This window comes from Propionicimonas paludicola, assembly GCF_002563675.1.
In the GTDB taxonomy this organism is placed as follows: Bacteria; Actinomycetota; Actinomycetes; order Propionibacteriales; family Propionibacteriaceae; genus Propionicimonas; species Propionicimonas paludicola.
The window spans coordinates 1,919,841-1,932,606 of sequence record NZ_PDJC01000001.1; the positions used below are offsets into that span (position 1 = coordinate 1,919,841).

Genomic DNA, 12,766 nt, shown 5'->3' on the forward strand with positions numbered 1-12,766 from the left:
GCTCCTCAGCCCTTGAACGATTCCCAGATCTGGGTGTAGTTGGTCAGCTGCTCATTGGTGCACGGCTCGACCGGCTTCGCTCCGGTGTAGCCGTCCGGGATCACGATCTCGGGGGCACTCTTCATGTCGGCGTCCAGCAAGTCGTTGACCCCGGAGATCCCCGAGCCGTAGCGCTGGAAGTTGGCGGCAGCTGCAGAGTTGACCGGATCCATCATCCAGTTCAGGAAGGTGAGCGCCTGCGGCACATTCTTAGCCCCGGCCGGAACCGTGAAGTTGTCCTGCCACAAGGCCATTCCCTCCTTGGGGTAGACGTACTTCAGCGAGGGCTTCTTCGCTCGGGCCCGCATCGACGCGCCATTCCACATCATGGCGATCGACTCCTCGCCGCTGACCATCCGGTCCATCACGCCGTCGGAGTTGATGGTGGACACCTTCGACTTGAACTTCTTGAGCAGGTCCTGGGCGGCCTGGAGCTGGGCGGCGTCGGTGGAACAGGTCACCCCGCCAACCGCACGCAGAGCGGCCCCGACCACTTCGGTCTGGTCACTCATGGTGCCCACCTTGCCCAGCTCGGCCGGCGCATTGAAGTAGTCGGCCCAGCTGGTCAGCTCCTTGCTGGTCTTGGCGGTGTCGTACATGTAGCCGGTAGTGCCGTACAGGTAGGGCACCGAGTACTTGCGACCTGGATCGAAGTAGGGGTCGAGGAAGCTGGCTTCGATGTTCTTGCCGTTGGGCAGGCTGGCCGCGTCGACCTCCTTGAGCAGGTTCGCCGCGACCAGGGTCTGCACCATGTAGTCGCTGGGAACCACCACGTCGTAGCCGGCACCGTTCGAGGCACGCAGCTTGGCTTCCAGGGTCTCGTTGGAGTCGTAGTAGTCGACCGTCAGCTTGATCCCGGTGTCGGCGGTGAACTTCTTGGCCAAGGACTCGGGGAAGTAGTCGCTCCACGTGTACAGGGTCATCTCGCCGCTGGTGGCGGGAGTGAATGCCGGCGCACTGGACGACACGGACGCGGCCGGTGCGGCAGCGGTGGACGGGGCGTCGCTCACTCCGCCGCCACAGGCGGTGAGCGCGAGCGAAGCTGCGGTGAGCAGGCACGCCGAGGCGAGCCGCTTGCTGGTTCTCATCATGATTCGGACCTTTTCTTCTTCGGGGCCAGGTAGGTGAAGGAGGTGACGACGACGGCGAGGGCGAGCAGGAGCAGGGCGACCACATTGATGGCCGGTGTGGGGCCGCGACGGATCAGGCCGTAGAGGTAGACCGGCAAGGTCGTCGATCCGGCCGAGGAAAGGAAGCTGGAGATGATGAAGTCGTCCATCGAGATGACGAAGCTCAGCAAGGCGCCGGAGACCAGCCCCGGCACCAGCAGGGGCAAGGTGATTCGCCAGAGCATCGGCACGGCGGTGGCGCCCAGGTCGGCGCCGGCCTCGAAGACCTCCCGGCCGATCCCGTCCAGCCGGGACCGGATCGGCATCAGCGCGAACGGGATGCAGAACGTGGTGTGGGCCAGGTAGAGCGAGAGGAAGCCGGGCTGCAGTCCGATCATCCGGATGAAGGCCAGCGTGGCAACCGCCAGGACTACCTCGGGGATGACCAGCGGAGCGGCCATGAGCGCATTGGCCAGCGCCGAGCCGCGCCGGCGCAGCCCGTCCACGGCGAGGGCGAAGGCCAAGGCCATGACCACAGCGGTGAGGGTGGCCGCGGCGGCGAGCTGAACCGAGGTGACGGCCGTGTCGATCATGGTGTGGTTGGTCAGCACGTAGCCGAACCAGTGGGTGGAGAAGCCCTCCCAGACCAGGGCCTGGTCGCCGGAGTTGAATGCGTAGATGGTCGTCACCAGCATCGGCAGGTAGAGAAAGACCAAGGCGGCGATCGCCACCGGGCCGACGCCGGGGAAGGACCGGCTGTCCAGAGCTCGCGGGACGCGCTTGCGTCCGGCCGTGATCAGTTCGCTCATAGGGAAAGGCTCACCTTCGTTCCACTCCGCCTGGCCCACAGCCCCACCGCAAGCAGGCAGAGCCCGAGCAGCGCCAGGATGATCACCGAAAGGGCGGCCCCGAAGGGCCAGTTGCGCGAGTCGCCGAACTGGGAGGCGATCAGGTTGCCGATCAGCAGCACCTTGCCGCCGCCGAGCAGGACCGGCTGGACGTACGATCCGAGCGCCGGCATGAAGACCAGCAGCGAGCCGGAGATGATGCCGGGCTTGGCCATCGGCAGGATGATCCGGCGCAGCACCGTCCGCTTGCGCGCACCCAGGTCATAGCCGGCTTCCGCCAACCGGAAGTCGAAGCCGGACAGCGAGGAGTACAGCGGCAGAACCATGAACGGCAAGAAGGTGTAGATCAGGCCGAGCTGCGAGGCCAGATCGGTGTAGAGAAGCTCGTGGGCGCCGAGTCCGAGGGCCTTGCTGGTCTGGTTGATCACACCGTCCTTGGCCAGCAGCAGGATCCAGGCGTAGGTGCGCACCAGCAGATTGGTCCAGAACGGGATCGTGACGGCCAACACCAGCAGGTTCTGCGCTCGAGGGCTTCGCGTGGCAATCCACAAGGCCAGCGGAAAGGCCAGCACGAAGCAGATCACCGTCGAGATCGACGCCTGCACCAGCGACCGCCAGAACACCTCCAGGTAGGCCGAGTTGAAGACCAGGTCTCCGTTGAAGGACTTGGTGAACAAGAAGGTGCGGTAGGCATCGGTGGTGAACGTGTAGACCACCCCTCCGCCTTGGGCCGGCCTGGTCATGAACGAGAAGGCGATGATCACCACGAGCGGGCCCAGGGTGAACAGTGCCCCGATCACCAGTGCCGGCAAGGTGGCGAACCAGGGCAATCGCCCGGGCACCCGGGCCGGTGGACGGGCGGGCTTGCTCACAGCTCCACCGCCAGCGGCCGCAGGTGGGACGGGCTGGCACCCACGACGACGTCGGCGCCAGGAGTGAGCGACAACTGCTCGAACGGCGGTGACACCCGGACGGCCAGCGAAGTCCCGTCGGACAAAGCCACCCGTACGTGCAGGTCGGTTCCCATGTAGACCACCTCGCTGAGGCGCCCGCGCACAAGTTCGGGGGCGCTGCCGTCCAACACCAGCCGCTCGGGCCGGACCGCCACGGTCAGCGTTCCGTCCGGCCCGGCGAACACCGGTTCCGGCAGCTCCAGCCAGGGGCCGTCAGCCACCCGGAACTCGCCCTCGTCATTCAGCGGGACGGTCAGGAAGTTCGACTCGCCGATGAAGTCGGCCACGAAGCGGTTCACCGGACGCTCATAGATCTCCTCGGCCGTGCCGACCTGGACCGGAATGCCGTTGGAGAACACGGCGATCCGATCGCCCAGGGAGAGTGCTTCCTCCTGGTCGTGGGTGACGAACACGAAGGTGACCCCGGTGGTGCGCTGCAGCCGGCGCAGCTCGTCCTGCATGCCGCGGCGCAGCTTCAGGTCGAGAGCGGCCAGCGGTTCGTCCAGCAGCAGCACCCGGGGCCGCTTGGCCAGCGCCCGGGCCAGGGCCACCCGCTGCTGCTGGCCGCCGGACAGCTGGGACGGCAGCCGTCCGCCGAGGCCGTCCAGCCGGACCAGCGCCATCATCTCGGCCACCCGGGTGGCGATCTCGGCTTTGGGCACTCGCTCCATCTGCAGTCCGAAGGCGATGTTGTCGGCCACCGTCAGGTGCGGGAACAGCGCGTAGGACTGGAAGACCGTGTTCACCGGGCGCGAGTAGGCCGGCAGCGAGTCGATCCGGTCGCGGCCCAGGTAGATCTCGCCGGAGTCGAGGATCTCCAGCCCGGCGATGGCCCGCAACAGAGTGGTCTTGCCGCAACCCGAGGGACCGAGCATGACGAAGAACTCGCCGTCCCTGATCTGCAGGCTGACCCCGTCCAGGGCTTTGACCACGCCACCTTCCGGAGTGGCGAAGGTCTTGCGAGCGTTGCCGATGGTCAGCCCGTTCTCACGGGCCACAACCTCGGCCGGACGACTGGTTCCGATCACTGGAGCATTCGGCATGCCTGAACCCTTCGGCGCACGTATTCGCTGTCTGCAAGCGACTTGACAGCAAAATACGAGGCCAACCGGGACCAACAGGACGGATTTCGTGGCCGTCGATGCTTCGTAACCTCAGGTAACCGAACCTTCACAAGCCGACGGCTACTCGGCCTCCCACAACCGGGTGTAGAAGCCGAGCTTGGCCCGGTCGAGGTCGATGCCATACCCGCCCAGGAAGGCCGCTTCCCAGCCCGGGCCGTAGTTCCAGCCCAGGCTGAGCAACGCCGGCGCCAGGTCGGCCCAGCGGTCGGCCACCCCGCACTGACCGAGGTCGACATAGCCGAGGCTGCGCCCCTGATCGTCCAGGATGAAGTTGGGATTGCAGGCATCGCCGTGGCAGACGACCAGGTCTTCGACCGGCGTCGGCCCGAGTTCGGCCGCACTCGTCCGGCCGACCGACCGATCAGCGAGCGACCACGTCCACGGACATTCGGCCACCGGCAGCGCGTCGTGGAAGGCCCGCAGCGCCCGGCCGAGTTCGGGGACGACCTGATCCGGCCGGGTCAGCCACTCCCCCAGCACGGCGGACGTCCCGGGCAGCCCGGCGGTGTGCAGCCACACTGTGCCGTCAGGTTCGGCGCCGAGGCCGAGCACCCGCGGCACCCGGACGTAGCCGGCCAGCCAGGCCAGCCGCTGCGCCTCGGCGTCGGGGACGAACTCGCGGTGCGCCGGGCCGATCTTGACGTACTCGGCGCCGTCCGCGATGGCGAAGGTGACCCCACCGATCTCATTGCGCCAGACCGGGAGGACGCTGCGCCCGGCGGCCAACTCAGCTACCAGCGGCGGCACCAGGACATCGTCCAGGTGCAGATGGGGATTGTCCGGAACCTCGCCCGGCACGGCCAGCCGCCGCGGCATCGGTTCCATTGGGAGCTACAGCGGGAGCAGCCGGAAGATCGGGCCGGGGATGTGCTTGAGCACCATCATCACCAGCCGGAACTGGGCGGGCACCCAGATCAGCCGCTGGCCCTTGCGGGCGGCATCGACGACCTGGACGGCCAGCTGTTCCTTCTCCACGGTGAGCGGGGCATCCTTCACGTGGGCCGACATCCGGGTGCGGACCTGTCCGGGACGGACCACCAGCACCTTCGGCCCGAACGGCGCCAGCGCGTCGCCCAGCAGCCGGTAGAAGCCGTCCAGACCGGCCTTGGTGGAGCCGTAGACGAAGTTGGAGCGACGCACCTTCTCACCGGCCACCGAACTCATGGCGATGATCTGGCCGTAGCCCTGCGCCTTCATCTTCTGGCCGAGCAGGACGCCCACGCTGACCGCACCGGTGTAGTTGATGTTGGCGGCCTGGACGACCTTGGCCTGGTCCTGCCACAGCTGTTCGGCATCACCGAGGATGCCGAACGCCACGATGGCCACGTCCACGTCCGCGATGGCCCAGGCGGCGTCGATCACCCCGGGATGGGTGTCGAAGGCTTCGGCGTCGAAGTCGAGGGTGTGCACCTGGCTGGCGCCGGACGCAGTGAGGCTGTCGGCGGTGGCCTGAGCCAGCTCGTCCCCGGGCTGCACACCCAGGATCACGGCGACCGGCTGCTTGGCCAGGTACTCCTTGACGATGGCCAGGCCGATCTCGGAGGTCCCGCCGAGCAGGAGGATGGTTTGCGGGTTGCCGGTGGCGTCGATCACTTCAGTTCTCCTATGGCTCAGACGAGTTCCAGCCGGCGGGCCAGATCGGACACGAAGACCCCGTTCGGGTCGACCCGGCGCCGAGTGGCGATCCAGGAGTCGAGCTCGGGGTACATCGCGTGGAAGGTGGCGGCGCTGGTCCGGGAGTCCTTGGCGGTGTACAGCCGTCCACCGAAAGACAGGATCCGGGCGTCCAGGCCGTGCAGGAACTCGTGCAGGCCGGCCTTGATCGGGAAGTCGACGCAGACGTTCCAGCCGGCCATCGGGTAGCTCAGCGGGGCCCGGTTGCCCTCGCCGAACAGCTTGAAGACGTTCAGGAAGGAGTAGTGGCCCGAGGCCTGGATGTCGGCGATCAGCTGCTTGAACTCGATGACGGCGGTCGGCGGCACCACGAACTGGTACTGCAGGAAGCCGTGCGAGCCGTAGGCGCGGTTCCACTCACCGAACATGTCCAGCGGGTGATAGAAGCCGGTTAGCGACTGGATCTTGTTGGTGTAGTTGCCGCTCTTGGCGTACCAGAGGTTGCCCAGCACCCCAAAGGTGAGCTTGTTGGCCAGCCCGTTGGGGAACACGTCGGGCAGGTCGAAGAACGGCTTGGCGTTGAACGCCAGCGGATCGGCGGCCAGCTTCGGGGCGTGCTCACGCAGCTGGTCGAGGGTGGCCAGCGAGCCGCGGGACAGCGCCGCCCGGCCCAGCTTGGGAGCCGGGCTGATCGCGTCGAACCAGGCGCTGGAGTAGTCGTAGTTGGCCTCGGTGCCGTCGGAATGGACGGCGATGGTCTCGTCGAGGGTGTGGGTGACCACGCCGTCGGCCAGGAAGTAGGCGGTCTCGGTGCGGGTCATGTTCAGCACCACCCGCAGGATGATGCCGGTCAGGCCGACCCCGCCCACGGTGGCCCAGAAGATCGAGGCGTCCGGGTCGTCCGGGCTGCCCTCCGGGGTGATGGTGAGCACTCGTCCGTCGGCCACCAGCAGCTGCATCGAAGCCACGTGATCACCGAAGGAGCCGGCGCTGTGGTGGTTCTTGCCGTGGACGTCGCAGCCGATGGCGCCACCGATGGTGACCTGGCGCGTCCCCGGCAGCACCGGGACCCACAGCCCGTACGGCAGCGCGGCCCGCATCAGTGCGTCCAGGCTGACTCCGGCGTCGACATCGACGGTCGCCGCGGCGGCGTCGATGGAGTGGATGGTGTTCAGGGCGGTCATATCGACCACGATCCCGCCGGCGTTCTGCGCCACATCGCCGTAGGAGCGGCCCAGCCCGCGGGCGATGATCCCGCGGCGCAGGTGGGACGGGGAGTCGGCATTGGCATCGGCGACCTGCGCCACTGCCTTCGCGATCAGCTCAACGTCTGGGGTGCGAAGCAGCTGCGAGGTGCTAGCCGCAGTCCGGCCCCAGCCGGTGAGGCGTGTGGTTGCCGTCGGCAGATCAGGGGCTGTGCTAGTACTCATCAGGTCAAGACTACCGGCCCACACAGTGCCCGAATCACCTCACTGCGGCACTACCATCGACCGGTGATCCCAGCCCGAACTCTGCTGTCGAACTTCGATGCGGCGCTCTTCGATCTTGACGGTGTACTTACCCCGACCGCCGAGGTGCACCAGCATGCCTGGGCCCAGGTGCTGGGCGGCTATCTGGCCGAGCACTGCCCGTCCCAGCCGTACACGAGCGCGGACTACTTCGCCTTCATCGACGGCAAGCCGCGCTACGACGGAGTGCGCGCCCTGCTGGCTTCCCGCAGCCTCGCGTTGCCTGATGGCGTCCCGTCCGACAGCCCCGAGGTGGACACCGTGTGCGGGCTGGGCAACCGGAAGAACCAGGCCTTCGCCGCCGTGCTGGCTTCCGGGGGCGTCCAGCCCTACCCCGGCTCGGCCGCCCTGCTGGACGAGTTGGCCGACCTCGGGATTCAGGTGGCCGTGGTCTCGTCCTCGGCGAACGCCACTGAGGTGCTGCGGGCGGCGGGCCTGCTGAGTCGCTTCCCGGTGATCATCGACGGTGCCGTGGCCGCCGCCGAGGGTCTGCCCGGCAAGCCGGCACCGGATACCTTCGTCCGGGCTGCGGCCCGACTGGGCGTCCCCGTCCAGCGAGCCGCGGTGATCGAGGACGCTGTGTCCGGAGTGCGTGCCGGCAAGGCGGGCGGCTTCGGCCTGGTGATCGGGGTCGATCGCGGAGCCGGACCGGACCTGCTGCTGGCGGCCGGGGCCGATTTGGTCGTGTCCGACCTGGCTGAACTGCTCGACTGAGTCACCTACGGAGTTCGCCGACCTCGACCGTGCACCGAATCGCCGCCTCGATCAGTGAGAACCGGCCTTCAGCGCCGATCAGGCCCATCGATCCGGCGAATCACGTCGGCCTAGGCCGGCTCCCAGAACAGCCGGTCCATCACCTGCCGAGCCAACCGGGCCCGCCGACGGTGTTCCTCGACTAGGAGCGACGACTCGCCCTTGGCGTAGCCGAGCATCTGGGCCACGGCGGAGAGCTCCCGGACATCGGAGGGCAACGTGTCTCCGGGACGCCCGCGCAGCAGCATCATGGCGTTGCGGATCCGGCTGGCCAGTAGCCAGGCCGCCTCCAGCGCCTCGGCGTCCGCGGCCTCCACCAGACCCGCCTCGGCCGCCACGGCCAGAGCGTCCAAGGTGCTGGTGGTTTGCAGCCTGGGCAGCTGGGCGGCGTGCTGCAGCTGCAGCAGCTGGACCACCCACTCGACATCGCTGAGGCCACCCGGCCCCAGTTTCGTGTTCCGGGACGGGTCGGAGCCGCGCGGGATCCGCTCGACCTCCATCCGAGCCTTCAGCTTGCGGATCTCATGCACCTGGGCGCGGGTCAGCCCCTCGGCCGGGTAGCGGACGCCGGCCACCGCCTCCAGCAGGGTTGCGGCCAGCTCGGCGTCACCGGCACCGGGAGCGGCTCGCAAGAGCGCCTGCGCCTCCCAGGTTGCCGACCAGCGCCCGTAGTAGGCGCGGTACGAGGTGAGGCTGCGCACCATGGCGCCACGCTTGCCTTCGGGCCGCAGGTCGATGTCGATGCTGAGCGCCGGATCCGGCCCGGGCTGGGCCAACAGAGCCCGCAGTCGACTGATCACGGTGACGGCTGCGCCAGTGGCGTCCGGATCGTCGGAGTCGGCCAGCGCGAACATGGCGTCGGCGTCGGAGGCGTAGGAGATCTCCCGGCCACCCCAGCGGCCCATGGCGATCACCGCGATCGGGGGCACCTTCACGCCGCGAGTGGCGACTTCCAGGGCGGCGTCGATCGTGGCGGCCATCACGTCCGACAGGGCCCGGCCCAGCGTCGGCACGTCCAACTCGCCGATCAGGTCGGCCATGGCCAGCCGCAGCAACTCGCTGCGCCGAGCAGCGCGGATCGCAGCCACGGCCGCGTCGGGAGCTTCGTGGCGCCGCGCGGCCGACCGCATCCCGGCCAAGATCTCCGCGCCCGGACGTGGCCGCAGCCCCTCCGCGTCGCCGAGCAGCGCGGCATTCTGCGGAGCTCGCAGCAGCAGGTCGACGGCATACCGGGACGAGGCCAGGATCCGGGCCAGATGCTCGGCCATGGCATCGCCGTCACGCAGCGTTCGCAGGTACCACGGCGTCCCGCCGAGTTCCTCGGAGACCTTCCGGAAGGCCAGCAGGCCGTGGTCGGGGTTCGGTCCGGCGGTGAACCAGGTGAGCATGGCCGGTAGCAGCTGGCGCTGGATCTCGGCCTGCCGGCTGAGCCCGGAGCTGAGCGCCTCGATGTGCCGCAGCGCTGCCGTGGGGTCGCCATAGCCGAGCGCGCGCAGTCGGGTCTCGGCCTCGCTGGAGGTGAGCCGCACCTCCGCCGACGGGATTCGAGCCACGGCCTCCAGCAGTGGTGAGTAGAACAGGCGCTGCTGCAGGCTGAGCACCCGCCGGGTCGTGGCCCGCCACAGGTGCATCAACTCGTTGGTCTGGGCCAGCCCGATGCTGCGGGCCAGCCAGCGCTGGCTCACCTGGTCTTCGGGCATCAGATGGGTGCGGCGCAGCCGGTAGAGCTGGATCCGATGCTCCAGGAGCCGCTGCAGGCGATAGGCGGTGCCGAGGTCGGCGCCGTCCGCACGTCCGACGTAGCCGTGCTCGACCAGAGCGTCGAGCGCCTCGAAGGTGCCGCGCAGCCGCAGCCGCTCGTCCGCCCGACCGTGGACGAGTTGCAGCAGCTGCACGCTGAACTCGACATCACGCAGCCCGCCGGCACCGAGCTTGATCTCGTGGTTCGCCTCGCGGGCCGGGAGCAGCGAGATCACCCGCCTGCGCATGGCCTGTACCTCGCCGACGAACTGATCGTTGTCGGCCACCCGCCAGACCATCGGCCAGACCATGTCGACGAAGCTCTGCGCCAGCTCCCGGTCGCCGGCCATCGGACGGGCCTTGAGCATCGCCTGGAACTCCCAGTTCTTGGCCCACTTCTCGTAGTAGGCCCGATGCGAGGTCAGGGTCCGGACCAACGGCCCGGCTTTGCCTTCGGGGCGCAGCGCCGCATCGATCTGCCAGATGGTGCCGGCCGCGGTGTGCGCCGAGCAGACTCTGGTCAGTGCGCTGGCCAGCCGGGTGGCCACGGCCATGGCCTTGGCCGGATCGCAGACCGGTTCGCCATTGCTGTCCAGCCGAGGCTCGGCGATGTAGAGGACGTCCACGTCGCTGACGTAGTTGAGTTCGCCGGCCCCGGTCTTGCCCAGTGCGATGATCCCCAGCCGGCACAGCTCCCAGTCGGGCACTTCACCACGGGCCAGGGCCAGGGCGGTCTCGACGGTCGCATCGGCCAGGTCGGCCAACTCGGCCGCGATCTCCGAAAGCACCGCCAGCAGGTCGTCCGAGGTCAGGTCGCGAGCGGCGATGCGCAGCACGGCGCGGTGGTAGCCGCGGCGCAAGTCATCGGATCGGTCGGCCTCAGCCACCGGCTCAACAGCGGACGGGTCCGCACCCACCACACCGAGCAGTTCCTCCCGCCAGCTCGCTGCACTTCGCCGCTCGAGCGGACCGCGAAGTAGCTGAAGATCGTCGGGGTGGGCCACTAGGTGCTGATTCAGAGCCACCGAGGAGCCGAGCACCGCGGCAAGTCGCTTGAGCAGCTGCGGATCGGCCGAGCTCTCGGCCAGCAGCCCGGGCCGCACCTCGGTCAGCTGGTGGAAGCCGGTCAGCGCCAGATCTGGGTCGGGCACCGTGGTGAGCGCCGCCAGCGCCGCATCGATCTGCTCGGCGGTGCCGGCCGAGGCCCAGCTCTCGACCAACTCGGCCGCCCGGACGGCGTCCGCGAAGCCGAGCCGCGCCAGCCGAACGGACTGGCTCTCGATGCGGGTCACGGTGGCGATGCTAGCGTCTGGACGTGCCCAAACGCGTCTCACCAGCCGATGTGCAGCAACTGCGAGAGATGTGCGCCGAGTTGGCCACCGGGACGACCGACCTCAGCCCGTCCGACCTGGCCCGGGCGGCCCGGACCACCTGCGCGCTGCTCGGTGCCCGCTATCCCGGTGGCAGCGTCGAAGTGCGGGTGCCTCCAGTCGCCGCCGTTCAGCTCGGGATCGGCGAGCGTGGCCGACACACCAGAGGCACTCCCCCGAACGTCGTGCAGACCGATGCAATCACGCTGCTCCGGCTAGCCGGTGGCACGTTGGGCTGGGCCGATGCACTGGCCGACCATCTGGTCACTGCCTCGGGCGTGCACTCCGATCTGGACGGGCTGTGGCCGCTCCCGGAGCTCGTTTCCGCCCATTGACCGACCCGTCTTTCCGGCGCGCACAGCTGAAGCACAGGTAGCCGCAGCAGCAGCCACAGGTGGGCTCCATAGGTTCAGGCTCGTGGTGTCCACCCATGAGGAGAATCGCGCGCTATGACCACCGACCCGTCCGGCTTCCCGACCGACCGCGCAAGCGAAGTGAAGAAGCCCCGCCGAAGAACGTGGCGCACCTGGCTCGTGGTCGGGTTGGCCGCGATCGTCGTCCTGAGCGGAGTCGGGGTCGGCACCTACTTCCTGCTGCGACCGGCCAGCACCTCCGCCACCCGGACGTTCACCCGTGACGTCCAGGTGACCAAGGGCGATCAGACCCAGACCGTCAGCCTCGAAGGCACCCTGAGCCCCCGCAAACAGTCGGACGTGAACTTCTCGGTGGCCGGCACCGTCACCACGGTGAAGGTGAAGGCCGGCGACAAGGTGACCAAGGGCCAGAAGCTGGCCGGCGTCGACGACTCCAGCCTCCAGAACGCGGTGGACCTGGCCGAAGCGAACCTGGCCTCGGCGAAGGCGAACCGGACCGAGATCTACGACAACAAGGGCAGCAGCGCGGCGAAGAAGTCCGCCACCGCGCAGGTGACCTCCGCCCAGGCCGCCCTCACCAACGCCGAGGACGATCTGAAGGCCGCCGTGCTGCGCTCGCCGATCACCGGGACGGTGGCCAGCGTCAACGTCGAGGTCGGCGACACGGTGGGCAGCAGCACAGGCGGCTCGGCCACCTCCGGCGCGTCCGGGTCGAGCTCGAGTTCGACGACCACGGCGGCCTTCGTGATCATCCAGACCGCGAGCTGGAAGGTCGAGGGCAGCATCGGGGCCGCCGATCTGGCCAACGTGAAGGCCGGCCAGAAGGTCGCAGTCACCACCGACGCATCCAGCGATGCGCTGAGCGGCACGGTGGCCTCGGTGGGCATCGTGGCGACCTCCACCAGCGACAACGGCACCGCCACCTTCCCGGTGGAGATCAACCTCACCGGCAACCACACCAACCTCTACTCCGGCACCACGGCCACCGCGGTGATCACCGTGGGCAGCTACCCGGACGTGCTGACCGTGCCCACCGCAGCGATCCGCTCCGAGGGCGATAAGACCGTGGTCACCAAGGTCAACAACAGCCAGACCAGCACCGTCGAGGTCGAGGTCGGCAAGGTGTTCGGCAGCGCCACCCAGATCACCAAGGGCCTCAGCGAGGGCGACACCGTTCGGATCAGCTTCACCCGCAGTGCGACCGCCAGCAGCTCGTCCAACGAGGGCGGCTTCGGCTTCGGTGGCGGCGGACTCGGCGGCGGGCTGGAAGGCGGCGGGCCGGGCGGCGGAGCACCGCCCGGGGTCTCCGGCGGCCGAACCACGGGTCGGTGACC

The 12,766-nt window shown here is 68.6% G+C and carries 11 protein-coding genes; 3 read left to right on the forward strand and 8 right to left on the reverse strand.

The annotated features are described in order from the left end of the window. Positions 1-5: 5 nt before the first annotated feature. From ATK74_RS08960 to dprE1, 7 genes are all read right to left on the reverse strand, one after another. Positions 6-1,130 (reverse strand): extracellular solute-binding protein, encoded by a 1,125-nt coding sequence (locus tag ATK74_RS08960; RefSeq protein WP_098460707.1) that lies wholly within the window; start codon positions 1,128-1,130, stop codon positions 6-8. After that, positions 1,127-1,957, reverse strand: a complete 831-nt coding sequence (locus ATK74_RS08965) for an ABC transporter permease (protein ID WP_098460708.1) — start codon at positions 1,955-1,957, stop codon at positions 1,127-1,129. The genes ATK74_RS08960 and ATK74_RS08965 overlap by 4 nt, the downstream gene beginning before the upstream one ends. Next, positions 1,954-2,868 carry an ABC transporter permease gene (locus tag ATK74_RS08970; RefSeq protein ID WP_211283322.1) on the reverse strand — a complete coding sequence of 305 codons (915 nt, stop codon included), beginning with the start codon at positions 2,866-2,868 and terminating at the stop codon, positions 1,954-1,956. Before ATK74_RS08970 ends, ATK74_RS08965 begins: the two co-directional genes overlap by 4 nt. Continuing rightward, complete coding sequence (locus ATK74_RS08975) at positions 2,865-3,992, reverse strand: ABC transporter ATP-binding protein (RefSeq protein ID WP_098460709.1); 1,128 nt, start codon at positions 3,990-3,992, stop codon at positions 2,865-2,867. Before ATK74_RS08975 ends, ATK74_RS08970 begins: the two co-directional genes overlap by 4 nt. A 141-nt stretch (positions 3,993-4,133) precedes the next feature. After that, positions 4,134-4,889, reverse strand: a complete 756-nt coding sequence (locus ATK74_RS08980; protein ID WP_098460710.1) for a phosphotransferase — start codon at positions 4,887-4,889, stop codon at positions 4,134-4,136. Between the two features lie 15 nt (positions 4,890-4,904). Further along, positions 4,905-5,666, reverse strand: a complete 762-nt coding sequence (gene dprE2, locus ATK74_RS08985) for a decaprenylphospho-beta-D-erythro-pentofuranosid-2-ulose 2-reductase (RefSeq protein ID WP_098460711.1) — start codon at positions 5,664-5,666, stop codon at positions 4,905-4,907. A gap of 17 nt (positions 5,667-5,683) precedes the next feature. Beyond that, on the reverse strand, positions 5,684-7,117 hold the full coding sequence (dprE1, locus tag ATK74_RS08990) for a decaprenylphosphoryl-beta-D-ribose oxidase (RefSeq protein ID WP_098460712.1): 1,434 nt from the start codon (positions 7,115-7,117) through the stop codon (positions 5,684-5,686). Positions 7,118-7,180: 63 nt separating this feature from the next. On the opposite strand from dprE1, the gene ATK74_RS08995 reads away from it, so the two are divergent. Continuing rightward, positions 7,181-7,909, forward strand: a complete 729-nt coding sequence (locus tag ATK74_RS08995) for an HAD family hydrolase (RefSeq protein WP_245840852.1) — start codon at positions 7,181-7,183, stop codon at positions 7,907-7,909. A gap of 110 nt (positions 7,910-8,019) precedes the next feature. Here ATK74_RS08995 and ATK74_RS09000 read toward each other — a convergent pair whose 3' ends face one another. Continuing rightward, a complete protein-coding gene (locus tag ATK74_RS09000; protein ID WP_098460713.1) occupies positions 8,020-10,980 on the reverse strand; it encodes a bifunctional [glutamine synthetase] adenylyltransferase/[glutamine synthetase]-adenylyl-L-tyrosine phosphorylase in 2,961 nt (986 codons plus the stop codon). Positions 10,981-11,003: 23 nt separating this feature from the next. Between ATK74_RS09000 and ATK74_RS09005 the strand changes: the two genes are divergently transcribed. Both ATK74_RS09005 and ATK74_RS09010 read left to right on the forward strand, forming a co-directional pair. Beyond that, entirely contained in the window at positions 11,004-11,393 is a 390-nt protein-coding gene (locus ATK74_RS09005) for a sterol carrier family protein (RefSeq protein ID WP_098460714.1), read from the forward strand. Between the two features lie 114 nt (positions 11,394-11,507). Then, positions 11,508-12,764, forward strand: coding sequence for an efflux RND transporter periplasmic adaptor subunit (locus tag ATK74_RS09010; protein WP_098460715.1), 1,257 nt, complete (start codon positions 11,508-11,510; stop codon positions 12,762-12,764). Positions 12,765-12,766: the final 2 nt, after the last annotated feature.